The following is a 23,999-nucleotide window of genomic DNA, read 5'->3' as shown; positions in this document are numbered from 1 at the left end:
TTTCGACATAATAAATTTTGATGTCGAATAGACTGCCACCAGTTTGGGTTGATGTTGAAATTATCGCCAAAATTCATCATTATGGCTTTTAACCGAAAAATGTCTTTCAACGAGTTGCCCAATTTGCCTCCAATGGGTTTTGTTGAATCGCCCGAAATATTAAGACAACTAGCTAAAGCTGCTCGTTATTTGGGAGAGCTGAATGGCCTTTGTGCGTCTTTGCCAGATTCCCAAATACTTATCAATACAATTATACTACAAGAGAGTAAAGAAAGTTCTGCAATTGAAAATATTGTTACAACACAAGACGAATTGTATAAAGCTGCAGCAGAAGATGGTACGGCAAATCCAGGGGCAAAAGAGGTATTAAGTTACAAAGAGGCTTTGTATGTGGGATTGAAAAGAATGCGTGATCAAAAAAATCTTTTACTTACCAATACCATGGTAGAAATAGTTCAAACCATCAAGCAAAATAATGCTGGAATTAGAACTATACCCGGGACTGCTTTAAAAAATGCTATAAACGGAGAAATAGTTTATACTCCGCCTTGTTGTGAAGATGTGATAATTGAAAAGTTAAGTGCATTGGAACAATTCATCAATGACCCGGCATTATCTACATTAGATCCTCTGATTAAAATGGCTTTAATTCATTACCAGTTTGAAGCAATTCACCCATTTGCTGATGGAAATGGCAGAACGGGTAGAATCTTAAATGCATTATATCTTGTACAGCAAGACTTATTAACACAACCTGTACTTTACCTGAGTTCATATATCGTAAAACATAAAGCAGATTATTATCAGTTATTAAGATCCGTCACTGAAAAAGAAAATTGGAACGATTGGATCATGTATATGCTAACAGCTTTAATTGAAACAACACAACTCACTACAAAAAAAATAAAATCAATGCTTTCATTAAAGAGTGATTATGAAACTCAAATGAAAGTTGCCTTAGGGTCTTCATTTAGTTATGAATTACTTCAGTTGATGTTTACTTTACCCTACTTAAAAATAGATTTAATTGTAAATAATGAAATTGCACACAGACAAACTGCTTCAACTTGGTTAAAGAAGCTCACAGAAGCCAATTTATTGAGGCCACAAAAAATGGGAAGAACAACCTATTACATTAATTATCGATTGATGGAAATCTTAACAAGTAATTTTCTTTAACCAAAAATCGTAAAAACTTGCAACTTCTTTCTGCCATATTCAAACTGTTTTTACTAATTGCCATTCAGATACTTATTGAACAGGCACCGCAATTGATACTGGGTCATCCTGAAGTAGTTGTTAATCTCAGCTTTATCTTCATCATCAATTGCGGATTGCTATTGTTTACCAGCAACTATCGCTGGTTTTATATTCTGCAATATATTTCCCTGGCTATTTATGCCATCGTACTCGTGCCGCAGTTGTTCTTCTTTAATATGTTCAACTTTTATGCACGGATGAACTATATCTTTTTAAGTCCGGGTAATTTTATCATTGCATTTGTTTACTTGTTGATGGTAGCTGCCTTAATTACTGGCATTGTATGGTTACAGGTAAAGCTGATGAAAAGCATGGGCAGGCAGGTGTACGTGGTTCCTGTGTTTGCAGGGCTCTTGCTCATTGCCGAATTATTTGCGCCTCCTGCAGAGTTCTTATCTGCCCGTGTCTGGCGCAAACTGATTATTGACTATATCGGCAATAACAATATTGAGCAGATTCAAAAAGATTATGCCAAGTTCAGCAAGGGCAAGAAGTCTATTACGCCCTATGCCTGTGACGCAGCAAATGATGAGTTAACAGCCAGTATGGCTCCCTCCATGCAATACCTCTACGATACCAATGCCAAAAAAGATTTTTTATTGCTGATGGAAAGCTGGGGCGAACTGGGAGAACCCCGCGAACAGGAGAAACTGATGACCCATATTCGCAATTTGTTCAATCAACATGGTGCAGCACTAACCAATAACTACATATTGGAAATGGGACGCACTTGTTTTCATGGCAATACCAGTTCGGCAGAAGGCCGCGAAATGCTGAATATGAACGATGAAGAATCGTATCGTGCCTTTTTAGAACATGGAGTAAAACCCACGCATAATATTACCGAATACAAAAATCAGCACGGGTATCATACCATTGCCGGATTCACGGCTGCCAAACAATATGGTAGTAATTCCAGCAATGCAGAGGGATTCAGAAGAGCACTCGGTTTCAAGAGCCGCTTTTATTACGAAGAACTTAGTAAACATTATCCGGTTAACAAAGAGAATACCTATAAAGCCGTCTTCGACGAAAACCTGATCGACAGTATTCTGAATGAGAGCAAGCGCTACGAAAAAGTATTTGCCTATGCGCTCACCATTAATACGCATACCCCATTTAGACTGGATGTAAATAACAATATCGACGGCCGATTCTATTACAAGGTAAAGGGCCAACTTTTTAAAAGCTTTAAGGAAAACCAGCAGGCATACGACCAGTATTACCGGATTGCCTCCATCATTGATCATACGTTCAAGCGCCTCGCAGAAGGAGCCGCCACCACGGCCGGCCAACCCGCCACAACTGCCACCCCCTTCGACCGCGTCCTCATCATCGGCGACCATGCCAATCCCGATTTCCGGACCCGCGGCCTATATAATATGAAAACCGTTCCCTTCCTAATGATTCGTCGCAAAAAATAGCGAGGTAACAATTTGGTAACAATCCCGTAACAATTGCGTAACAGTGGCGTAACATTAAGGTAACACTGCGCTGGTAATTTTGCATCATAAAATATTCAAGTGATGCAACAACCCCCGGCAATCAGATTATTTTTTACCTTTTTCTTCACCATTTTGGCCACTGCAGTATTCTCGCAAGCCAAGATCAACGGTAAAGTAATCTCCGCCACCAATGAAAACTTATCCGGTACTTCTATCAAGTTAGAAGGGCCCACCAACAGAACCGTAGCAGCCGATGTAGAAGGTCGTTTCAGCATTTCGGTAAAGCCAGGAAAATACACCCTGACTTTCTCCAGAGTAGGTTATCAAACCAAGGTATTGGAAGATATAGAAGCCAAGGAAGGCATTGAAGGTAATGACCTGAACGTGGTATTGGATCTTAAGACCACCACCACTGAAGTAGTGGTTCGTTCCTCTGCCCGTAAAGAAAGTTCCAATGCCATGATTGTGTTTCAAAAAACCAACACAGCCATGTCAAGTGGATTGGCAGCGGACTTCATCAGAAGAACACCCGATAGAAATACTTCCGACGTATTAAAGCGTGTGAGCGGTGCTTCTATCCAGGACAATAAATTCGTAGTGGTTCGCGGATTAAGCGATCGTTACAATCAGGCTTTATTGAACAATGCTTTAATGCCCAGTTCGGAGCCCGATAAAAAAGCATTCTCCTTCGATATTATTCCGGCTGCCATGATTGATAATATTGTTATCAACAAAACCGCAACCCCGGATTTACCCGGTGAATTCGCCGGTGGATTGGTGCAGGTGAATACCCGCGATATCCCAACCAAGAATCAATTGAATATTACGGTTTCTTTGGGATACAACTCTCAGAGTACTTTCAAAAGCTTCACAGGCAATCAGCGCAGCAACACAGCCTGGTTGGGTTTTGATGGTGGCGACCGCAACCTGCCATCCAGCATGCCGAATACCGTTACGTACAGAGGCTTAACCGATAACGAGAAAATCGCCATCAGTAAGGATTTCAATGGCAATGCTTATACAGAGCGCAACAATACTGCAGCGCCCATCCGTACCATCAATATGGCATGGTCTAATACCAAGACTTTCAAGAACGAAGCCAAGCTGGGATCCATTGTATCTGTGTATTACAGAAACGCTTCCATCATTTATGATGAAGTAGAAAGAGGTCGTTACGAAAAAGTAAGAACCCCCATTTTCACGGGTACAGAAGTGCAGAATCGTTATTCAAGCAATGTAGGGGTAATGGCCAACTTCACTTATATGAAGGGTGCTACTAAAATCTCTTTCAGAAATATCCTGAATCAGGTGTACGAAGAAAATTATTTAAACAGAACCGTAGACAATATCGGTCGTTTACAAACCGTATCTCTACGTTCTAATTTCTTAAATCAGCGTTTGTTAATCAGCAGTCAGTTAGAAGGAGAGCATTTGTTAAGCAGCAACCGTGGTATCAAGTTTATCTGGAATGCCAACGGATCTTTCAACAGCAAATCACAGCCCGATTTCAGAACAGCTCAGTTTGCCAGAAGCTCTGCTACACCTAACGCACCCATGACATTGGATGACGATGATACCAGAAGATTCTTCTCTGAATTAAAAGATTACTCTACTGGTTTAAATGGTACGTTGATTGTTCCATTTAATATGGGGGGATTAAAACAGACGATGAAAATAGGAGGCTCTACCTTACTACGTTTCCGTGATTTCAACGCCCGTGTATTCCGTTACAGACCTGTGAGCAATACTGCAGATTTAACCCTGCCTTATGATCAAATGTTCCAGACCAGCAATATCAATAGCAATGGTTTGTTGATTGAAGAGCAAACACAAAACACCGACCGTTATTTTGGTATTTCAGCATTGAACAGCGGATACTTAATGTTCGATAACAAACTGACCAATAGTTTAAGAGTGATCTGGGGAGCCAGAGCTGAGTTCTTCGAACAGTTCTTAAGCAGCCGTGACCTTGCTTTGAACAGAGTAAGAGTAAATACACAGAAATGGGATTTCTTGCCTTCTATCAATATCACTAATAGTTTCAATAACCAACACCAGATTCGTTTTGCGGTATCTCAAACCGTTGCCCGTCCTGAGTTCCGTGAAATTGCACCCTTCCAGTTCTTCGATTATGAAAGCATCTGGGGTATTGGCGGAGAAACGGGTTTAAGAAGAACCAAGATCTTCAACGCAGACATCCGTTACGAATATTATCCTAAGTCTGGAGAAATGATATCCGTAGGCGTGTTCACCAAGAAGTTTACCGATCCAATTGAATTAAGAATGGACGGAGGAAGTAACGGAGACCGTTGGTTGTTCAGCTACACCAATGCAGCATCTGCAACCTTAGTAGGAGCAGAGGTTGAAATCCGCAAGGGCATGGACTTTGTAAGTGACAAATTAAAAGACTTCACTTTCATTGGTAACCTGACTGTATTAAAGTCAACCGTAAAGTTGAACTCAACACAGGCTAGTGGTAAAGAAACCACACAGAACAGACCTTTATTCGGTCAGTCACCTTACTTAATTAATGCAGGCTTCCAGTACACCAATACAGAGAAAGGATTTAACGCTTCTATCTTATACAACAGACAAGGCCCAAGATTGTCATTGGTAGGCGATCCTGAAGGGGCTGGTTTCTACGATATCTACGAACGAAGCAGAAACTTACTGGATGTGCAGGTTTCTAAGAAAGTAATGAACAATGCAGGTGAATTTAAAATTACCGTATCCGATATTTTCAACAACCAGTTTGCCTTCTACGATAATGCAGACAGCAAGCCAGGATACAGTTATGCAGCAGGAGACAGAATCAACTATGCATACAGACCCGGAACAACCGTAACGGTATCCTTCAGCTACGATATCAACTTTAAGAAGTAATTCAATCGAAGAGAATTCCAACAACTGAGAATAAAAAACTTAAAACAAATAAAATGAATAAGCTTACTCAAATTTTTATCGCAGGAGCCTTAGCGCTAACCGCAACTTCTTGCGTGAAAGTAAACTTTGAAGATCCGATTGCCAATACCGGAACCGGTACCAACGCAGACGATCCCAACACAACCAGAATTTTAAAAGGTTCTTATGAAAGAAGCATTACACTAACCGGTGGTACCTATACCATTCAGGGATATGTATACTTTCAGCAGGGAGCTACTTTAACCATTCCTGCAGGAACCATCCTAAAGAGTGATATATCACAGAAAGGCGCTTTGATAATTGAAAGAGGCGCGAAGATAGAAGCTAACGGTACAGCAAGCAATCCTATTGTATTTACTTCAGGTAAGCCTGCAGGATCAAGATTGCGCGGAGACTGGGGTGGTATCATCATCTTAGGGAATGCACCCACCAACAGACCTTTATCACCTGCGCCCCTTGTAGAAGGTGGTGTAGACAGAAGATATGGCGGTACTACTGCTAACGATAACTCAGGTTCTATGCGTTATGTACGTATAGAATTTGCCGGAATCGCCGCAGAGCCTGGAAGCGAAATTAATGGACTAACACTGGGGGGTGTTGGTTCAGGAACTACACTTGAATATATCCAGGTTTCTTACGGAAACGATGATGCATATGAGTTTTTTGGTGGTACCGTTAACTTAAAGTACTTGTTGTCTTATTCAACTTCAGACGACGATTACGATTTTGATTTTGGATACACAGGAAAGATCCAGTATGCAGTTGCACAACGTAACCCTGAAGTAGGTGATACCGATGCAGGTAACGGTGTAGAAGCAGATAACGATGGATCAGGAACTTCTGCCAGACCCTTCACTCGTCCGGAGTTAAGCAACTTTACCTGGATAGGTTCCAATGGTGCACCTAATACACAGGCATTTGAAAACTTTGCCAACAGATGGAGAAGAGGCGTACGTTTCTCTGTACGCAACTCTATCTTGATGGGCTTCCCTAAAGGTGGATTCTCTATGGAGTCTGCATTAACCGGAACTGCATTCAGCAACGATAGTTCTGAATTCAAGAACAACCTGGTACATGCTTTGGCAGATGCGTATAAAGTAGATGCATCAGCAGGTGGTGTAATTACTGCAGCAGCTGTAAAGACCAAGGCAGAAGCCAATGGTGGTATTACTTATGCAAATGCGGCAGATATTATGTTGACTGCTCCGTTTAATATTGCTGCTCCAAATTATTTACCCATGACAGGTTCACCTGCATTAACAGGAGCCAGCTTTACCGGAATGGATGCATTCTTTACACCGGTAGCATTCCGTGGTGCATTTGGCACATCTAACTGGACAACCGGTTGGGCAAGCTTTACGCCTCAAACCAACGCTTACTAGTATACTGCGGCCCGGCCGCAACTCAAATATTTAATGGCGTTTTATAACAGTTAAGTTAAGTACGGGTCCCATTTCTATGGGACTCTTTTTTTGGGGCTCCTCGGCGCGGAGGTCGCCGCCGAAATCAGGGGGGAGGTCTTGTGTCAAAATTGTAAATTTGCTAAAAAAATATACCAATAGTAATGAGCATATACTTCAAGCATATTTTTTCGCGCATTTTCGTTTTTGCAACAGTAAGTTTTCTGACCGTTGGGATTATAACTGGCTGTAATGGCGGAGGCGCTGATAAGCCTGCAGGTAGTGCTGCTAGTGCGGATACTACGCTGCAAAAGAACGAAGCCCCTGCAACGCAAACCGCTGTTGACCTTGCAGGTCTACGCGGCGCAGATAGTGTGCAAATTTTATTCTTTACAGATCCATATGGGAAAGACTCTTTACGATACACACGTTTTTTTAAACACTACAACACAAGTGATACAGCCATTGTAAATCCCTTGTTGAAAAACTTAGACAAGTTATTTGTAATGCGAAATGAAGTCATGAACTGCCGTTCAGAAGGAAAATTGTTTTTCTTTAAAGGAGAGCAGGAGTTAAAGACGGTTTATTTTAATACTGGAGCGAATGCCAAGGCTGATGCCAGCAACAATGAAAACTGTACGTTTCTCTACTTTATAAAAGATGGTGGATTTTACTACGTTCCTGTCAATGCAGAAATTGCGGCAATGCTAAATAAGCTTAAGCCAATGTCTAAGAAGCCGGTAGCAGAGGTGAATTAAGCAATGGGATAATGTTCCTCCTCGTATTTTTCAATTAGTAAACTCAAAATCTCCAATTCATTACCTTCCTCAGATCCAGGTTGTGCATCAAATATTTGCTCAAGTCTATTTAATGCAACTTGGTATTCCTTTTCAGATTTTATGAGTTTCATTTCCATACAATAGATTTTAATGCATTAAAGTCTAAAATTAGGATTTTAAATCATAAAGCCCAATACCAGGGCAAGGTTTCGGCGTAGTTTCAGCTTTTCTTCATGGTCTAGTTCACCTACTTTTTTTATCAGCGCTTCGGTATTTATAGAAGTTACTTGGTCAATAAGTACGGTGAATTCTCCAAAATAGTAAACATATGTGCTCATGCGCAATACAAAGCAACGCGGTGTGAACATTTTAGATAAGGGGCAGACTAAAGCAGATACAGGATTTTTGGTATTCATGTAATCACTATTAGGCCACTCGTAGGTTTTCATATACTTTTTTTAGAACTCCTGTGTTAGCGTAATCGTATTTAGTTCCTCCAATTCCTTTATAATAAATCTATAATAGGGGGTAGTTTCAAAGTTTTCGAATGCAATTTGTTCTTTGACCATTTTATAACGCTGGTAATGATTGAAAGCGTCAATGGCTAGATTGATGTAATTGTTTCTGTTGATTTTTAGTCTTTCTCTAACTGCTTCCATATTGTCCAAAACGGTTGGGTTTAGTTTCAGCGAAACTGGAATCATCTTGGATGGAGGAACTTCTTCAAAGTCGGGTTTAAATCTAGCCATGGATACTTATGTTTCGTTTTTGAAAAATTGGCAAAAAAATATATCAATAGTAAATTATTCAGTTTTGATCCAAAATGAATTAGGCAAACGAATTGGGAATGGAAATTAAAGCAGGCGAAATTTTAGAATTGCGTATTTATACGTAACAATTCAATTTTTTAACTAATACTAGTTAGGATAGTAGAATTTTATAATTTGCCCTTACTCTCAAAATATCTCTTTTTTAGATTTGAGGTCTTTTTGATATTTGGGGTAGGTAAATTCTCAATTCAACTTTTGTTACACAAGTCCTCCGGATAATTTCGGTACCTTTGTATAGTATGGATCTTAAGAAAACCTATATAGTGAGTGCCCTTTCCAATAAGTGCCCAAGATGCCGGGAAGGGGAGTTATTCGTTCGTAAATCTGCGTATGGACTAAAGGGTAGTGCTACCGAAATGCACGAAACCTGTCCGGTTTGTCATCAGCCCACTGAAATTGAAGTTGGATTTTACTACGGTACTGGTTATGTAAGCTATGCCCTTTCTGTTGCTTTAACCGTGAGCACATTTGTAGCCTGGAAAGTATTAATCGGAATGACTTTCGATATTGATGATAACCGCATCTTTTACTGGATGGGAACCAATATTGCCATCTTGTTACTACTACAACCCGTATTGATGCGACTGGCTAGAAGCCTTTGGTTAAGCTGGTTTGTGAAATATGAGCCCAATTGGAAGGAGAAGCCTTTAAAAGCGCCAGAGCGTATAAATAAGGATCAGTTTGCGAATTGGTAAGCCAGATTTTCGTTTGAGTAGATTAAGTACTTCAAACTAAAGCTTAGCACAGATTTCATCTGGAGAAAGTGCTGGAATTTCACTTCCTTTGAAATCTTTGATATTTCTAGTTACGATACAGTCCATTCTCTGAATACTGCAGGCAGCATACAATTGTAAAGCATCTTCGAAATCTCTTTGCTTTGATTTTAGTCCTTTGTTAATCATTGAACTGTCTATGGGTATCACTTTTACATATTCAATCAAACCAGAAAGTGCTTCCCTGAGTAACTTATCTTCTAAAAATTTTTTTAATAAATAGTAAGATGTTGCTATTGAATGCGAGGAGGTATAAAGAATAACTTGCTTGTTTTCAGCAGCTGAAAATATTTCCATCGCAAACTTGCTAAATGGTTTTCTGTCTGCCAGTAAGTCCACCAAAATATTAGTGTCTAAAAAAAGATTTCTCATAAATGCTTTTTCTCCAGATAGGAAAGGTATTCTTTCTTTTCATCAAAGTCTTTAGGTAGTTTTACTATACCCACAAGCTTTTTTAGTTTTGGTGAAATTTTTTGTTCTGTTTTTTCTTGCGTAATGCTATCCAGGTATTTTTCTACCAATTCAGACAAGCTTCTTCCTGAATTCTTTGCATAGGATTTAGCTCTCTCAATCACTTCTTTTTCAACTGTTAGTGTGAGTTTGGTAGTCATTGTACGTGTATTTATTTCAAATATACGTGTAAAGTTTGAATTATTGAATCACCTGCTCCATTTTCATAGACCGAGAGCCCTTTACTAAAATATAGCTATCCTGTGGATTCTGCTGCTGTAGCCAATCGCGGGCTTCCAAGGCATTGTCCTTGTAAATAAAGTTCGCGTTGGTGTATTGGGTGAACAAATCTTTTGTGTAGATAAAGTCTCCGCCTACCAGTACTACCTCTTTAAAGCCAAGCGAGGCAATCAGTTCTACCAGGGCTTTGTGTTCGGCAATGCTTTCTGCTCCCAGTTCCATCATTCCTCCCAACAATAAAATCTTGCGATTCGCATGAATACGGGCAAAGTTTTCAATGGCTACTTTCATACTACTTGGGTTGGCATTGTATGCGTCCAGAATAATATGATTGGTTCCCTGCTCAATTAATTGAGAACGGGAATTAGATGGAGCATAATCTTCAATGGCTTTGATCATTTTGGCTGTGGGCACACCGAAGAATTTGCCAATGGTTAGTGCGCAGAGAATATTGGGCAGATTATAATCGCCCACCAGCTGGCTTCGGACGATGATTTCCTGTTGCGGTGCTGTGGATGAAGAATCGGAGCCTGAAGCAACTGCCTCCAGCCCCGCGGTAATAGCCACCGTTAAAAATGGTTCGGAAGCTTCAATCCTTCCTTGCACCAAACCCTTGTTCTGTCCGTAGTGTACAATATTGGCGATGCCTGCACTCATGGGTTGCAGGTAATCGTAGTCGGAATATACAAAAGCGGTGCCGTTGTGATCCCGCAGAAACTGATAGAGTTCTCCTTTGCCTTTTCTAACGCCTTCAATCCCTCCAAACCCCTCTAAATGTGCTTTTCCACAATTGGTAATGACGCCATGGGTAGGCAAAGTATAAGAGCAATAACTTTCAATTTCTTTTTGGTGATTGGCGCCCATTTCAATCACAGCCATCTGTGCATCCTTGCGAATGCTCAGCAATGTGAGGGGCACACCAATATGATTATTCAAATTTCCCTGGGTGGTATAGGTAACAAAGTGCGAGGCCAGCACTGCATAAATCAATTCCTTGCTGGTGGTTTTACCGTTGCTGCCGGTAATCGCAATTAAGGGAATATTCAGTTGTTCGCGATGGTGTTTCGCTAGTTGCTGTAATGTTGTTAACCCATCGTCAACGAGGAGGAGCCGCTTTGAAATACCCGGCTCTGATAACTCTGCTGCAATGAGTTCGCTTTCAATGGGCATTTCATCAATCAATGCATATGCCGCCCCATTGGCCAATGCCTGCAAAGCAAATTTGTTCCCGTTAAAGTTGGGTCCCTTGAGTGCCGCAAAAAAATCTCCCTCTTTCAACTTGCGGGTATCGGTCTGAATGGAGGGATGTTGCAAGTATATTTTATAGATGCTTTCAATATTCATGAAAACAAATATACGCAGCAATCAGCAGCAATGTAGCTTTAGAACTCGTCGTTACTCAGGTTAAAGACCAATCCCAAACGCAAAGTATTCGAAAGCGGATTACGCGTAACGCCAGAGCCAGAAGGCACCAGGTAAGACACGTTGATCTCCATGAACTTGGCGTTGAAACCCGCACCAGCGGTGAAGTAGCGGCGATTGCCACGGGTTCTGTCTTCGTAAAAATAACCTGCGCGCAATTTAAACTGGTTGTTATAATTGTATTCCATACCTGCAGAAATCTGGAAGCTCTTGGTAAGGCTGCTGCCATCAGAGAAAGATTTCATCCAGGAACTTACCACAGAAGTATTTCTGTAATCGGACAAAGCTGCAGAGTCTACTGAAAAAACACCTGTTGTGGTAGGCGCAATCGGCACCAATAATTTATTTACATCCAAAGCAAAGCTGATGCTATTGCCTTCGCTCATTACTTTGGTATAAGACATACCCAAACCCAAGTTGGCAGGTAAGAAGTCTTTGTTACGGGCATCGTTGGTGTAACCCACTTTAGTACCCAGGTTAGAAAGTACTACCCCAAAATTCAAACCCTGACCATCTACGTCGCGGCCATTATAAAATAGCGACACATCCCCGGCCAAAGCATTGCCTGCTTTGTACACCACACCGGTACCTACATCACCCACCACCAAACGGGAATTGATATAACGCAAAGCCACAGCTAAGCTTAGTTTATCGTTTAGTACACGGGTATAACCTCCGTCAATAGAGAACTCGGTGGGGCGAACGGTATTGAGCACGTTACCAGAAAAATCCGTTAACTGAATATTGCCCAAGCTAAAAAAGCGCATGGATCCGGAAATTACGGAATAGTCGTCAATTTTTTTATAGGCAGCTGCACTGGCTAAATACACATCGTTTAAACCCAGGTCGCGTAACCAAGGAGTATAGTTTAAAGCCACCGCCGAACGCTTTTCTGCAAAAGCGGTTTTGGCCAGGTTCCAGAAAGGAGAGTTGGCATCGGGATTGGTAGCAATGGCTGCATCTCCCATCCCTCCTGCACGAGCATCCGGAGAAATACGTAAAAACGGAACAGCGGTAGAAACAATATTAATTGAATCGGCTTGCGCAATGGAAGCTGTTGGAATTGCAAAGCTCATGCAAAGACATAGCACTGCCCAAAAACGATTAGGTGCGATTTTCATACAGGAAATTTTTGAGTAGAAATTTATGCCATTCAGTTTATTTAGTGGCGCAGTGGGGAGCTGCTATACAATGATACGAATAAACTGCAAATTGTTGTATAAAAAAAGCGCAATAAATGCGATTGACATTTATTGCGCTTGAAACTACCAACTGGTTGGTATAGATCTAATTATTTAGTTGCATTGATAATACCGATGATTAAGGCACCCATACCTACAAAGCTGCTGGTTAAGCCCATGATTTCAGCAGTAGTCAAAGGTTTCTTGTTCTTGCGAACCGGCACATACAATTCCGCTCCTGCTGTTAGCTTAGGATAGGTTTTGAAGAATACATAGTTGTGAACCGTTTTAATTTTACCATTCGGGTATAGCACATAAGTGCCTTTTTTATTGGCATTTTCAGAGAAACCACCTGATTCGCTGATTAATCTGCGAGCAGACAAACCTCTGTAATACGGTACTTTTTTCTGAATGTTCACGCCACCAAATGCTTGTACAGAAGTAGGTGTTTTAGGAATGGTTATTAAGTCACCTTCTTCCAGGTAAATATCATCTGTTGAACCCGGATTCTCAATAGCATTGCGCAGGTTAACGGCTAACAATACTTTTTCTTTGGTTAGGGCACTATCCAGAAATTTCTTGGTTAAAGTATCTGTACTTAATTGCTTTGACAATGATTTTTTAATTTCCAATACTTCTCCTTTTAAGGCTTCCTGATAGGTATTGCGCAGGAAGAAAGCAGAGCCCAAAGATCCAGATTCTAAAATCCCACCAGCGCGTTTGAATAAGTCACTGATACGATCTTTTTTCGTATTCAATAAATAAGTTCCAGGGAACAATACTTCACCAGTAATGGTAACGGATCCTGCAGCCTGGTTGCGTGGCAGGTTCTTTACGTTTACCACATCAAAGGGTTCCAATTCAATGGCAGCTTGTTGCGCAGAAAAAGTTAAACTGTCGCTTAGATTAAAGCGAAGAATGGTATTGTACACAGCCGTATCCGACATGGTTTGGTCCTTGCGGATTCTTCTGAGTACTTCCACTTCTTTTAAGGAAGCGCGGTCTTTTAAACCACCTGCCAGTAAAATCACGTCTTCTAAACGAAGACCAGCGGCGTAGGTAAAACTATCGGGTTTGTTCACTTCTCCTGTTATGATTACGTAAGCTTTTTCTCTTAATCCTAGTTTGCTATATACATGCAAAGAGTCATCGTTTCGTAAGGATAGAGCCAGGTCAGCTGGTGAATCCAGATTCACCGCTGTAACCGTAGTGTCTTTGGTTTCATTGGTTCTAAATAACAAAGCCCTTCCCTTATAAGCATTCTCTTTTAGCTGAGCCGCTTTGATTAAAGCGCCTAAAGTAGGGTAGGAAGAAACAGCATAACTATTCGGGTAATAAATGGCACCAGCAGCAATTACGCGGTTCTCAAAACGCTTGGGTACAGCGCCTACTACCACTGAATCAGAACTCTTAATGGAGAATTTGTTTAATTGATTGTAGTCTACGTTTAGAATGGATTTACCTAAATCGCCAAATCGCTGAATGGTGATTTTATTTTTGTTAGCAGAGTCTGCAAAACCTGCAGCATATTTTTCAATTACAGTTGCCAAGTTCTCTCCCGGCTCTGATTCATAAATTGCGGGTCTTTTTACGGCACCGTTTACAAACAAGCGTACTGCATAGGGATGCACTTTAATGATATCGTCGTCTTTCAGTAAAAGGTTCTTAGTCAGGTCTCCGTTCAATAAGAAATCGTATAAATCAAAGGTTACCAATTTTTTACCATTACGAATCAAATCGATCTTTCTGAAAGAACCGTTGGTAGAAGGACCACCCGATGCATATAAGGCATTGGCCAAAGTAGCTAAGGAAGAGAGTTCATAAGTACCGGGTTGTTTTACTTCTCCAATTAAAGTAACACGGATACTTCTGATTTGTCCCAGACTAACCTGTAAAAATGTATTACCAGTTTTTAAACCCGGATAGGTCTTGGCCATCACGTTTCTCAATTTGGTCTTGGCTTCTTCTATGGTTAAACCAGCCAATACCACCGGTCCAATATTCGGAATACGAATTTGCCCTTCTGTATTGATTTTGTATTTAGAAGTTTTTTCAGAGAAACCATAAATATCAATCGATAATTCATCGTCTACGCCCAACACATAGTTGCTGGGTGTTGCCGTACGCATATTGGGTTCAAATGTTAAGTTGGCATTGGAGAAAAACTCTGAACCAAAAATTTGTAATCCTTCTTTTGATAAAGCGTTGAACTCGTTTTTAGTGTTTACCGGCTTTCTGGACTCGTAAGTTGCCCCAGTAGTTTTTTGTGTACCTGTTGCACCCGTTCCTATGCTACCCATTCTCGCTTTAATCTGTGCAATCTGAGCGGCAGATAAGCCTCTTTCTTTTGCTTTGGCTTCTAATTCAGCTTCAGAAAGACCGCTCAACTGAGCTTGTTGTACATATGCCTGAAACTGGGCGTCTGATAAGGCACTGATATCAATGCTGGAAACCTGTGGAATCGTAGGTAACTGTGCAAAAACCAAGGGTGTTGTGGAAACGAACAATCCCATCAACAAAGCTTTCATCCAAATTTTCTTCATGTGAACTATTTTATACTAACTGTTTACTTGTTTTATAGCGGGGGGATTGGGGGCGAAGATAGCCCGAAAACCCTAATACTCAAAGAATCATGATTTGTCCGGCAGCGCTTTGGGTGCCCAAACTTGGATTACCAGTAACAGCAACGGAAAGTTTGTAATAGTAGATCCCTGGCAGGCATTTTCTTCCCTGCTGGGTAGTGCCGTCCCAAGCAATTTCGATATTGCGGGTGCCTTGGGTGTTTAGCGTCCTCCGAATCCGGGTAACGGCGGCACCCGCCCCATCAACAATGTCTATCTGCACTTGCAAATCGGTATTGGGTTGGTTGTGTTCAAAAGCAAAGACCGTTTTCCCACCCAATGCTTTGAAAGGATTGGGGAAACTCCTGACCTGCGCTATTTTCAATTGCTCTTTATTTACCACCGTAAATTCTAAACTTGCTGAGTTGCTATTATTGACTAAATCCCAGGCTTTGAGTTGAAGTTGATGTTTTCCCGGTGGGAGTTGAGCTAACTGATAACGGAGGGTTCCGCGCTGGTATTCGTTGAGTTCGTTGCTGAAAAAGGAATTTAGTACCATGCTGTTGCGCTGGTCTCCATTGAGTATTAAAACAATATCATGCCCGATGCCATTGCCGGTAGCATTGATACCAGATGTGTCAAATAATTTCGCTATCAAGACTGGATTCTCATTTGTGATACCCCCGTTTTTAAACGCTTCATCATTTAGGTATAATTTGATTTCCGGACCCGTGGTATCACGGGTATTGTTCTCCGTATTTCCCACAATTCTCATGGGCAATGCACCCGCAGCTGGTTGCGTATTGTTACTGTCTGAACGCTGTGCAAAAAACTTGATATTGGCTTTGTTGGGGCCAAAGCTGATGTCTCTGGGTACTTTTAATTCAACAGTAAATCGTCCATTTTTAACACTGGCTTTTCCATTGAATAAAATGGTTTTCTCTGAAGTATAGCTGGTACGGGGGCTTTCCGGAGTATTGCCCAATGTGAAAACTTGCTGGGGCTGGTCATACAATTGTACGGACACAATACCGTTATAATCATTTGCCATACTGCCATTGGACTGATTAACTTGTCCGCTGATTTCATAGGTTTTCAAGGCAATTAAACTATCTGAGAACGGTATGATATTGCCCGTATTTTTTTCTTTTATCTGGTACACTTGAATAGGCAGTTCTGGCAAAGCCAATTGCAGGGCAGGGTCTCCCAATAGGGCAAATTTCCTGCTATTCAAAGGGTCACCGCTGGATTGTGTATTGCTCTGGTTACTTAGGTTCTTGGCAACCCGAACGGATTCACCCAAAGAGCGATATAAGTATGCATTATTTCCTGAGCCGCTATTGTTCATCGGCTCTAAAGCCGCTTTGATAAAATTTTGATTCATGATGCGATTGCTGTAAGCAAATACCAATCGGGTGGTCGTTAATAAAGCAATCGCCCCATTATTGCTGCCATACAACAAGGGTCGGGCAATCGAGGGTTTACCCGGTTGATCAAAGGCATCAAAATCGCAGCTCGCGGTAATGAAAAGCGGCAATTTGTCGGGATTGTTGAAACGATTGATTTCATTGGCGCTTATCACGGCTTCTTCGGACAAGCGCAGGTGATTGCCATGTCCTGAGTAGTTTACGATTAATGCCCCGGATAATACCTGGTTTACTATGGCATCACTAACTGCTGGATAACGCGCTCCTCCCGCACCGCTTACCAAAGGATAAGCATCCAGATAAATTTTATTGGCGGTTAATGCAGGATTAGCTGAAAGTGCAGTAGCAGCAATGCTTTCCGCATCATTGAGGTGCAGATTTTGGTCTTTGTCATCAGCAATAAAAACCAATTGGCTGCGCCAGACATTATCTGTGTTACTAGTGGATAAATTGTAATTGCTATTGGGTTGATGATAACGAATCAGTTTGTTGATGTATTGATTGGCTTCTGTAAGCGAACTAACAGGAATGCGACCTACTGCAATGGATAAGGGAGCATCGTTCAATTGATTCACATCATCGCCATTGTTGAGCATGGCATAAAAATCATCTGAAGTATAAGAAAGCAAGGGCGATAAGCTATTACTGCTTTGAAAAGTCGGAATCAGGTTGCGCTCATTGTATTGGGTATTCTGTAAAATATTTTTGGGATCATACGTGCCTGCTCCGAATAAGACAGTGTATTGCAGTGTTTTCCCATTGGCTGTTGAAGATGGTGCTGAATAGTCGTAAAATAATTTGAGTGTATTTCTGATGGCGGCAGGGTCGGGTATGCCAGCAGCAAATTCATTGTAGCATTGAGTAGTTGTGATAACCAAATCTTTGTATCCGTATTGGTTTTGGTGAAAATTGGCCATGCGATTGGCAGCAGAAAGTAAAGATGGATGAACAATGATAATGCCTCTGTAATCATTACTTCCTGAGCCAGTTGCATTAGTATTGGTTGTTCCTTTGGCCAGATCAAGAAGGTTTTGATTGGGCACATTGGGATTGTTGGGAATAATCGGCGTTAAAGCTTGCGCAGGGTTAAAGCATGCAAATTCTTTCCGTATTTCTACGATGGTTTTTACCTTGATTTCACTGCTGTTATTTGCAGAAACTACGATGGATGGATTGAGTGGATCACTGATATCCCAGACACGGGTGTCTGTGGAAAATACCGTAGGAGAACCGTTATTCAACGGTGCAGAGATCCGCAATTCTGCTGCTGAATCACTGGATAAATTACCCGTGTTTTCTCGGGTAATATTAAAGTAAAAGCCCTGCGTAGCATTTTGTGGTATCAACTGTTTTTGCCCCTGAATTGTAAACCTGTTTAACCATCCTTCGGAACCACTTATCCCATTATATTGGAATTGAACCGAAAGGTTATTGGCATTGCCTAAGTTGGCTGGTAAAATTGCATTTTGGTTTTTAGCTTCCCTAGCATAATCATCCAATAAGCCACCTGATACACCAGATAAAGTAATGCTCTGAGCCAGATTCCCGTTCATTAATGCTTTAAATTCGGCAGAAGCCCCAAGGCTTCTGGACGTCAGATGGGTAAAGAGCTTCAAAGGTTCAGTAGTAACTGCATTGGTCCAGGGAATAGAAAAGGTTCTGCTATTTACACTGTTATTGAAATTTTCGCCCACCCATTCTTTACCGCTGCCCAATAGATTGTCTTTTGGATTTTCGTATGCAAAGCGCTCTGTGTAGGTTCTGACAATTTTACCAATCGGCAGAGGGGCGACAGGTGCAGTTAGAATTCTCTTTGGCAAATTCCCATTGATGGGATTGGGATTGATGGTAATAAAATACCAGGTGGTATCGCTATAATGGTTTTTTTCAAAACTGAAGGACTGCGTGGTTGAATTGTATTTCCAATCATGGGGTCCAGTGGCAAAAAAATATGCGTAATTGGAACCCGTTTCAATAGGAATTTCTGTTAAACTTATAAGTGAAGCTGAATCTATTTTCTCAGGTAAGTTTCCTCCCTTTTTTCCAAAAATCCGGAGGCTATTGGTGGGGAAGGGGTTGGCGTTTAAACCCAAAGCAGATAGTTGCGAAGCTTCAATTTTATAAATGCCGGATTGGGTTAGACCTATCCTAATCCATTGACCGGCAGATAAAAAAGAAGTATTTAAAAAATTTTGTTGAGAGTTAATTTCAAGACAAATAAAGGAAAAGCCTAAAAATAGAATTACTTTTTTCATGCAATAATGCGAATTCCGTTTATCTATCAGGATAATGTTTGTTTTTTATTTCATCAGCAAGGGGCTCAACTGGTTTGCATGGATCAGGTATAGGTATGTATAATTGTTTGCACATTGTGCAAACAGTAAAGCATTTCATTGGTTTATCATTAATTGGGGTATCCAAATAGACATAAGAATTGCTATGTGGACTGTTGACTTTTATGATATTCCCTCTTGTGTCTTCTGCAAGGGGTGCAATTGTGCACCTATGAGCAATTAACCAATCGTAAAAATCGGCTCTTGTCATAATTAAGCAATAGATAAATTAAACTGCTTTGTTCTAACATTTGGTTGATGAAAACCGTTGTTTTGTTGGTGTTCAAAGACGGTTTGCACAGTTTGAATCAAATTTTTTGTTGCTTCCTCTTCTGTATCACCCTCAGCAATGATATTGGGTAATTGTGCAAAAAATGCAGTGAAACCTTTGTCAATTGGGTCCTGAACAAATATCCCTGTTAGCTGAAAATTTTGTGCTTTCATGTTTTTTAGGTTTACTGGTTGACGACACAAATTATACAAAAATTCCAAAAATATGCACCACACCGTGTTAAAACTGCCTATTTCAGGTAGTTGCCGCAAAGGTGATTGGTAAAATATTTATTCAAATACAACGTTTTAGGTAATTATTGGGTCTAAAATTAGGATTTTGCTAACTAATATTTCTATACATTCGTTGTTATAAAAAACCGAATTTTATAGGCCAATTATACACTCTAATCAGTATAACAAAATCAGACAATGCAGGTAAATAAATTTGTGCGGAACGCCGTTTTATTGGTTTCCCTAATGAGTGTAGCTACTTCTTGTAGTCTTTTCAAAGGAAAAAAAGAGAAGTCCACTGCTACGGGATGGAACTATAATGACCAGCAGTTTGGCAACTTCAATGTGGTTAAACCCAAGGATATTCAAACTGCTCCGGGACTTGTTTTTGTTCAGGGGGGGACTTTTACCATGGGCGCTACTCAGGAAGATATTATGGCTGACTGGAACAATATTCCGCACCGTGTAACAGTTAATTCCTTCTTCATTGACAAATACGAAGTAAGCAACCTGAACTACCGCGAATACCTATATTGGTTAGAAGGTACGTTTGGTGCTGCGGGTATGGATTCCATTGTTACCCAGGCTTTGCCGGATACCCTGGTTTGGAGAGAGGAGCTGGCTTATAACGAACCGATGGTGGAATATTATTTCCGCCACCCTTCTTATAACAACTACCCTGTGGTGGGTGTAACCTGGTTACAGGCTACTGAATACTGCAAGTGGAGAACCGACCGTGTAAATGAATTGGCTTTGATGAAGAAAGGTTTCCTGGATCCTAAAACACAGGTGAAGAAAACTTTGAATGGTGCAGGTCAGGACAACTTCAATACCAAGGCCTATTTGTTAGGCGAGTACCAAGCTGTTCCTGGAAGGGACGTGACTTCCAAGAAAAACCCATTGAAAGATGCACAAGGCCGTCCCAGAACCGTTGCTAAGTTTGAAGATGGTTTGATGTTTGGTGACTACCGCTTGCCAACAGAAGCGGAGTGGGAGTATGCAGCTTACGGTTATATTATGGAAAATCCACAGCGTAAGAGCAATAAGGGAATCAAAGGAGAGGAGTTGATTGCAAATAAATCTATTTATGCCTGGAGAAACGATGGTTACGATAATTTAAGAGCGACTAAAAAAGGTGCGGCTCAAGGCTCCTTCCTTGCTAACTTCAAAAGAGGAACGGGTGACAATATGGGTGTAGCAGGTGGTTTGAACGATAATGCTGCTGTTACTGCTGAAGTAGATCAGTTTGTACCGAATGGATATGGTATTTACAATATGAGCGGTAACGTGAGCGAGTGGGTAGCTGATTTATACAGACCATTGACGAATTCTGAAGCAGAAGACTTTAATCCTTTCCGTGGTAATGTTTTCCAGCAAATTGATATGAGTGGTGGACAAGGCAATTTAAGAGATGATAAGGGTAGAATTAAAATGAAGCCTGAACCAGATTCATTAACTCGAAACAGAAGAAATTACCAAAAAGCCAATGCGCTGAACTATTTAGACGGTGATTCATTAAGCTCAGTAACTTATGGTTACGGTATCACCACTTTAATCTCTGATAAATCCAGGGTTTACAAGGGTGGTAGCTGGAACGACCGTGCTTATTGGTTGAGTCCTGGTACCCGCCGTTTCTTACAAGAAGACGAAAGTACCAATACCATTGGATTCCGTTGTGCGATGAGCCATTATGGTGCACCAGAAGGAATTGGTAAAGGCGCCAAAACTGGTAATAATTTCCCTCCAAGAAGAAATAAAAGATAGACGCTAAAGATTAACATTATGCGCATAGGCTACGGGATTGATTTCCATCAACTGGTGGAAGGCAGAGACCTTATGATTGGTGGGGTAAAAATTCCGCATACCAAGGGCGCTTTAGGCCATAGCGATGCGGATGTGTTGTTGCACGCTATTTGCGACGCTTTATTGGGCGCAGCTTGTCTAGGTGATATAGGTGTTCATTTCCCTGATACATCCGCTGAATTCAAGAATATTGATAGCAAGATTTTATTGGCTAAGACCAGAGATTTGATATCTGCCGAAGGCTATGCTATTGTGAATATTGATGCATCCCTTTGCTTAGAAAAACCCAAGATTAAACCCCATATTCCTGCTATGCAGGAAACCATTGCCAATATCTTGGGTATTGGACTTAGAGATATTTCTATCAAAGCTACTACCAATGAGAAAATGGGATTTGTGGGTAGGGAAGAGGGGTTGGTTGCACATGCGGTTTGTTTGCTACAGTCTAAATGATTTACCTACACAAAATATTGCCGGTATTTGTGATGCCTATCATGCTAATTATTTACCTTTTGATTTTTGCATTGTGGAAGAAAAACAGATGGCCGATTTATACGGCTATTGCTTGTTTGTACATTTTTTCTACACCCATTTTCGCCAGTAACTTCTTTCAATTGGTTGAAGGCTCTGAATTGAGGAAAACACCTAAGGATATGCCCAATGCAGAAGCTATTGTGGTATTGAGTGGCATGATTAATCAGGTGAAATCAACTGATGGAGTATATCCGGAATGGGGGGATCCTGATCGTTTCTTTGGTGGAATAGAATTGTTTAAAGCGGGTAAAGCACCTAAAATTATTTTTACTGGGGGCAAAATGCCTTGGGATATTACTAATCTTACTGAAGGTGAAATCTTAAGACTATTTGCAATACAGCAAGGGATGCCTGATTCTGCTATTTTAATCACAAGTAATGTAGAGAATACAGCAGACGAGGCAAAAGCTGTTAAATCTTTAATTGGCGGCAATAAAAAAATGATATTGGTTACATCCGCCTATCACATGGCTCGTTCAAAAAGGCTTTTTGAAAAGCAAGGCTTTTCTGTTGTGGATTATTCCGTTGATTTTAAAGTAGATAAGAGTCAAAAAACAACCCTTATGGATTTCTTACCCAATGCAGATAGTTTTAGATTATTGAATACGGGGTATAAAGAATTGATTGGCAAGATAATTTATCTTATTTTTTGATTTTAAGAATGACATTATGAAAGAAGTTGCTATAGTTGGAGGAGGGATTTTAGGTTTAGCCATAGGGTATGAATTAAGTAAATCAAGTTCAAAGTATAAAATTTCCATTTTTGAAAAGGAATCTGCTCTAGGTAGACATCAATCTGGTAATAATAGTGGTGTTCTTCATTGTGGGTTGTATTATAAACCAGGATCACTTAAAGCCCAACTTGCTTTAGAAGGTATCAAGCAAATGATTTCTTTTTGCCAAGTTAATAATATCGATCATGAAGTTTGCGGTAAGATTGTTGTTGCTAGTGATGAAAGAGAAATTAAACTTCTAGATGATTTGGCAATGCGTGGGAATTTGAATGGATTGAGTGGATTGAAATTTCTTACTAATCAAGAATTGAAGATTAGAGAGCCGAATGTCAAAGCAATAAAAGCATTATTAGTACCTGAAGAAGGTATTGTTAGTTACAAGCAAGTCATGGAAGCTATGGCTAATTACATCAAAAGCGATAATGGAGAAATTTTTATTAATAATAAAGTGTTAGGGTTGTCTAAATTTTCAGAAAATTCAACGTTGCTAAAGACTGAAAAATTTGAGAAAACTTATGATTTAATCATTAATTGTACTGGTCTGTTTTCTGATAGAACTTTTACAAGTTTAACCAAACAAAAGAGCCCAATCAAAATTTTGCCTTTTCGAGGAGAATATATGCATATTGCGGATGAATACAAGCAAATTGTAAATCATTTAATTTATCCTGTACCTGATCCGCAATATCCTTTTTTAGGTGTGCATTTTACTCGTATGGTAAATGGTGGAAGAGAAGTTGGACCCAATGCTGTTCTAGCTTTAAAACGTGAAGGTTATAGAAATACTGATTTTTCACTAATAGATGCAATTGATGCTTTAACTTATAATGGGTTCCTAAGATTTCTTAGTAATAATTTTAAATTTGCCATTGGAGAATTTGCCAGTTCATTATCAACAAAAGCATTTGTAAACAAGGCCAAAAAATTGATTCCTGAAGTTGAAGATTATATGTTCACCAAAGGTGGAACTGCAGGAGTAAGAGCGCAAGCGATAAGTCCACAAGGCGAAATATTAATGGACTTTAATATTATAAAAGAAAACAATCAAATTCATGTTTTGAATGCCCCTTCGCCTGGTGCAACAGCTTCTCTTTCTATTGCAAAATATATAATACAAAACTACATTTAATAGACAGCCTTCACCACATTCCAAATTACCTTAGGTTTCCCCAAAGTATAATAGTGTAAAACCGGCACACCAAAAGCTTTCAGTTCCTTGCTTTGCTGAATCAGCCATTCGGTTCCCACCTGCTCACATTCTGCATCCGTTTTGCATTTGGAAATGGCATTGGATAAATCGGTTGGAATGTCTACGTGGAATATTCTGGGTAAAATAGAAAGTTGCTTTTTATTGGTTATGGGTTTTAGTCCCGGGATGATAGGGAACAGTAATTCGACCCT

Annotated in this window: 21 protein-coding genes; 10 read left to right on the top strand and 11 right to left on the bottom strand. The window is 40.4% G+C overall.

Features of this window, described 5'->3' with window-relative positions; translation table 11 throughout:
• Positions 1-81 precede the first annotated feature (81 nt).
• The 5 genes from P767_RS0108045 (at position 82) to P767_RS0108025 (ending at position 7,785) form a co-directional block, all read left to right on the top strand.
• Complete coding sequence (locus P767_RS0108045) at positions 82-1,179, top strand: Fic family protein (RefSeq protein WP_026764090.1); 1,098 nt, start codon at positions 82-84, stop codon at positions 1,177-1,179.
• Between the two features lie 17 nt (positions 1,180-1,196).
• Entirely contained in the window at positions 1,197-2,684 is a 1,488-nt protein-coding gene (locus P767_RS0108040) for an LTA synthase family protein (RefSeq protein ID WP_026764089.1), read from the top strand.
• Positions 2,685-2,786: 102 nt separating this feature from the next.
• Positions 2,787-5,588 (top strand): carboxypeptidase regulatory-like domain-containing protein, encoded by a 2,802-nt coding sequence (locus P767_RS0108035; RefSeq protein WP_026764088.1) that lies wholly within the window; start codon positions 2,787-2,789, stop codon positions 5,586-5,588.
• 53 nt (positions 5,589-5,641) lie between these two features.
• On the top strand, positions 5,642-7,009 hold the full coding sequence (locus P767_RS16405) for a hypothetical protein (protein ID WP_037351696.1): 1,368 nt from the start codon (positions 5,642-5,644) through the stop codon (positions 7,007-7,009).
• A gap of 182 nt (positions 7,010-7,191) precedes the next feature.
• Complete coding sequence (locus P767_RS0108025; RefSeq protein WP_026764087.1) at positions 7,192-7,785, top strand: hypothetical protein; 594 nt, start codon at positions 7,192-7,194, stop codon at positions 7,783-7,785.
• Here the strand turns inward: P767_RS0108025 and P767_RS18170 are convergent.
• The 3 genes from P767_RS18170 to P767_RS0108010 are packed head-to-tail and all read right to left on the bottom strand — an operon-like array spanning position 7,782 to position 8,555.
• Entirely contained in the window at positions 7,782-7,943 is a 162-nt protein-coding gene (locus tag P767_RS18170) for a transcriptional regulator (protein WP_084799869.1), read from the bottom strand. The two genes, P767_RS0108025 and P767_RS18170, sit on opposite strands and share 4 nt — an antisense overlap.
• A 39-nt stretch (positions 7,944-7,982) precedes the next feature.
• Complete coding sequence (locus tag P767_RS18325; RefSeq protein ID WP_157611423.1) at positions 7,983-8,255, bottom strand: type II toxin-antitoxin system PemK/MazF family toxin; 273 nt, start codon at positions 8,253-8,255, stop codon at positions 7,983-7,985.
• Between the two features lie 9 nt (positions 8,256-8,264).
• Positions 8,265-8,555 (bottom strand): hypothetical protein, encoded by a 291-nt coding sequence (locus P767_RS0108010; RefSeq protein ID WP_026764086.1) that lies wholly within the window; start codon positions 8,553-8,555, stop codon positions 8,265-8,267.
• Positions 8,556-8,875: 320 nt separating this feature from the next.
• Here P767_RS0108010 and P767_RS0108005 point away from each other — a divergent pair, with 320 nt between their 5' ends.
• The gene (locus P767_RS0108005) at positions 8,876-9,331 is read left to right on the top strand and encodes a hypothetical protein (protein WP_026764085.1); all 456 of its coding nucleotides are present in this window, start codon (positions 8,876-8,878) and stop codon (positions 9,329-9,331) included.
• 36 nt (positions 9,332-9,367) lie between these two features.
• On the opposite strand, the gene P767_RS0108000 is transcribed toward P767_RS0108005, so the two are convergent.
• The 7 genes from P767_RS0108000 to P767_RS0107965 all read right to left on the bottom strand — a co-directional run bounded on the left by P767_RS0108000 (position 9,368) and on the right by P767_RS0107965 (position 19,467).
• Positions 9,368-9,781, bottom strand: a complete 414-nt coding sequence (locus P767_RS0108000) for a type II toxin-antitoxin system VapC family toxin (RefSeq protein WP_026751194.1) — start codon at positions 9,779-9,781, stop codon at positions 9,368-9,370.
• Positions 9,778-10,020 carry a DUF6364 family protein gene (locus P767_RS0107995; RefSeq protein WP_026751195.1) on the bottom strand — a complete coding sequence of 81 codons (243 nt, stop codon included), beginning with the start codon at positions 10,018-10,020 and terminating at the stop codon, positions 9,778-9,780. Before P767_RS0107995 ends, P767_RS0108000 begins: the two co-directional genes overlap by 4 nt.
• Positions 10,021-10,060: 40 nt before the next feature.
• The gene (locus P767_RS0107990; RefSeq protein ID WP_026764084.1) at positions 10,061-11,443 is read right to left on the bottom strand and encodes a UDP-N-acetylmuramoyl-tripeptide--D-alanyl-D-alanine ligase; all 1,383 of its coding nucleotides are present in this window, start codon (positions 11,441-11,443) and stop codon (positions 10,061-10,063) included.
• Between the two features lie 38 nt (positions 11,444-11,481).
• Positions 11,482-12,642, bottom strand: coding sequence for a type IX secretion system outer membrane channel protein PorV (porV, locus tag P767_RS0107985; protein WP_071840062.1), 1,161 nt, complete (start codon positions 12,640-12,642; stop codon positions 11,482-11,484).
• A 170-nt stretch (positions 12,643-12,812) separates the two neighbouring features.
• Positions 12,813-15,245, bottom strand: a complete 2,433-nt coding sequence (locus P767_RS0107980) for a polysaccharide biosynthesis/export family protein (RefSeq protein ID WP_084799867.1) — start codon at positions 15,243-15,245, stop codon at positions 12,813-12,815.
• Positions 15,246-15,324: 79 nt separating this feature from the next.
• Entirely contained in the window at positions 15,325-18,945 is a 3,621-nt protein-coding gene (gene porU / locus P767_RS0107975) for a type IX secretion system sortase PorU (protein ID WP_026764081.1), read from the bottom strand.
• 291 nt (positions 18,946-19,236) lie between these two features.
• Entirely contained in the window at positions 19,237-19,467 is a 231-nt protein-coding gene (locus P767_RS0107965; protein WP_026751203.1) for a type II toxin-antitoxin system HicB family antitoxin, read from the bottom strand.
• Between the two features lie 258 nt (positions 19,468-19,725).
• Between P767_RS0107965 and P767_RS0107960 the strand changes: the two genes are divergently transcribed.
• From P767_RS0107960 to lhgO, 4 genes are read left to right on the top strand one after another with little or no spacing between them, the layout of a single operon-like run.
• The gene (locus P767_RS0107960) at positions 19,726-21,291 is read left to right on the top strand and encodes an SUMF1/EgtB/PvdO family nonheme iron enzyme (RefSeq protein WP_026764079.1); all 1,566 of its coding nucleotides are present in this window, start codon (positions 19,726-19,728) and stop codon (positions 21,289-21,291) included.
• 18 nt (positions 21,292-21,309) lie between these two features.
• Positions 21,310-21,783: a 2-C-methyl-D-erythritol 2,4-cyclodiphosphate synthase gene (gene ispF, locus P767_RS0107955; protein WP_037351695.1), complete on the top strand. Its 474-nt coding sequence runs from the start codon at positions 21,310-21,312 to the stop codon at positions 21,781-21,783.
• Positions 21,780-22,517: a YdcF family protein gene (locus tag P767_RS0107950; protein ID WP_026764077.1), complete on the top strand. Its 738-nt coding sequence runs from the start codon at positions 21,780-21,782 to the stop codon at positions 22,515-22,517. The genes ispF and P767_RS0107950 overlap by 4 nt, the downstream gene beginning before the upstream one ends.
• A gap of 16 nt (positions 22,518-22,533) precedes the next feature.
• Positions 22,534-23,727, top strand: a complete 1,194-nt coding sequence (gene lhgO, locus P767_RS0107945) for an L-2-hydroxyglutarate oxidase (protein ID WP_026764076.1) — start codon at positions 22,534-22,536, stop codon at positions 23,725-23,727.
• On the opposite strand, the gene P767_RS0107940 is transcribed toward lhgO, so the two are convergent.
• Positions 23,724-23,999 (bottom strand): methylenetetrahydrofolate reductase (locus P767_RS0107940; protein WP_026764075.1); only part of this gene is annotated, 276 nt, incomplete at its 5' end. The two genes, lhgO and P767_RS0107940, sit on opposite strands and share 4 nt — an antisense overlap.

The sequence above is a fragment of the Sediminibacterium salmoneum NBRC 103935 genome (genome assembly GCF_000511175.1).
Taxonomy (GTDB): domain Bacteria; phylum Bacteroidota; class Bacteroidia; order Chitinophagales; family Chitinophagaceae; genus Sediminibacterium; species Sediminibacterium salmoneum.
This window is presented reverse-complemented; position numbering and strand designations above follow the sequence as displayed.

What these genes read in the sequence shown, in the direction of transcription:
- porV (WP_071840062.1), bottom strand. Translation starts at nt 12,642, where the DNA reads ATGAAAATCGCACCTAATCGTTTTTGGGCAGTGCTATGTCTTTGCATG.
- P767_RS18325 (WP_157611423.1), bottom strand. Translation starts at nt 8,255, where the DNA reads ATGAAAACCTACGAGTGGCCTAATAGTGATTACATGAATACCAAAAAT.
- P767_RS0108035 (WP_026764088.1), top strand. Translation starts at nt 2,787, where the DNA reads ATGCAACAACCCCCGGCAATCAGATTATTTTTTACCTTTTTCTTCACC.
- P767_RS0107995 (WP_026751195.1), bottom strand. Translation starts at nt 10,020, where the DNA reads ATGACTACCAAACTCACACTAACAGTTGAAAAAGAAGTGATTGAGAGA.
- porU (WP_026764081.1), bottom strand. Translation starts at nt 18,945, where the DNA reads ATGAAAAAAGTAATTCTATTTTTAGGCTTTTCCTTTATTTGTCTTGAA.
- P767_RS0108000 (WP_026751194.1), bottom strand. Translation starts at nt 9,781, where the DNA reads ATGAGAAATCTTTTTTTAGACACTAATATTTTGGTGGACTTACTGGCA.
- P767_RS0108010 (WP_026764086.1), bottom strand. Translation starts at nt 8,555, where the DNA reads ATGGCTAGATTTAAACCCGACTTTGAAGAAGTTCCTCCATCCAAGATG.
- P767_RS0107960 (WP_026764079.1), top strand. Translation starts at nt 19,726, where the DNA reads ATGCAGGTAAATAAATTTGTGCGGAACGCCGTTTTATTGGTTTCCCTA.
- P767_RS16405 (WP_037351696.1), top strand. Translation starts at nt 5,642, where the DNA reads ATGAATAAGCTTACTCAAATTTTTATCGCAGGAGCCTTAGCGCTAACC.
- ispF (WP_037351695.1), top strand. Translation starts at nt 21,310, where the DNA reads ATGCGCATAGGCTACGGGATTGATTTCCATCAACTGGTGGAAGGCAGA.
- P767_RS0107965 (WP_026751203.1), bottom strand. Translation starts at nt 19,467, where the DNA reads ATGAAAGCACAAAATTTTCAGCTAACAGGGATATTTGTTCAGGACCCA.
- P767_RS0107980 (WP_084799867.1), bottom strand. Translation starts at nt 15,245, where the DNA reads ATGAAGAAAATTTGGATGAAAGCTTTGTTGATGGGATTGTTCGTTTCC.
- lhgO (WP_026764076.1), top strand. Translation starts at nt 22,534, where the DNA reads ATGAAAGAAGTTGCTATAGTTGGAGGAGGGATTTTAGGTTTAGCCATA.
- P767_RS18170 (WP_084799869.1), bottom strand. Translation starts at nt 7,943, where the DNA reads ATGGAAATGAAACTCATAAAATCTGAAAAGGAATACCAAGTTGCATTA.
- P767_RS0108005 (WP_026764085.1), top strand. Translation starts at nt 8,876, where the DNA reads ATGGATCTTAAGAAAACCTATATAGTGAGTGCCCTTTCCAATAAGTGC.
- P767_RS0108045 (WP_026764090.1), top strand. Translation starts at nt 82, where the DNA reads ATGGCTTTTAACCGAAAAATGTCTTTCAACGAGTTGCCCAATTTGCCT.
- P767_RS0107990 (WP_026764084.1), bottom strand. Translation starts at nt 11,443, where the DNA reads ATGAATATTGAAAGCATCTATAAAATATACTTGCAACATCCCTCCATT.
- P767_RS0107950 (WP_026764077.1), top strand. Translation starts at nt 21,780, where the DNA reads ATGATTTACCTACACAAAATATTGCCGGTATTTGTGATGCCTATCATG.
- P767_RS0108025 (WP_026764087.1), top strand. Translation starts at nt 7,192, where the DNA reads ATGAGCATATACTTCAAGCATATTTTTTCGCGCATTTTCGTTTTTGCA.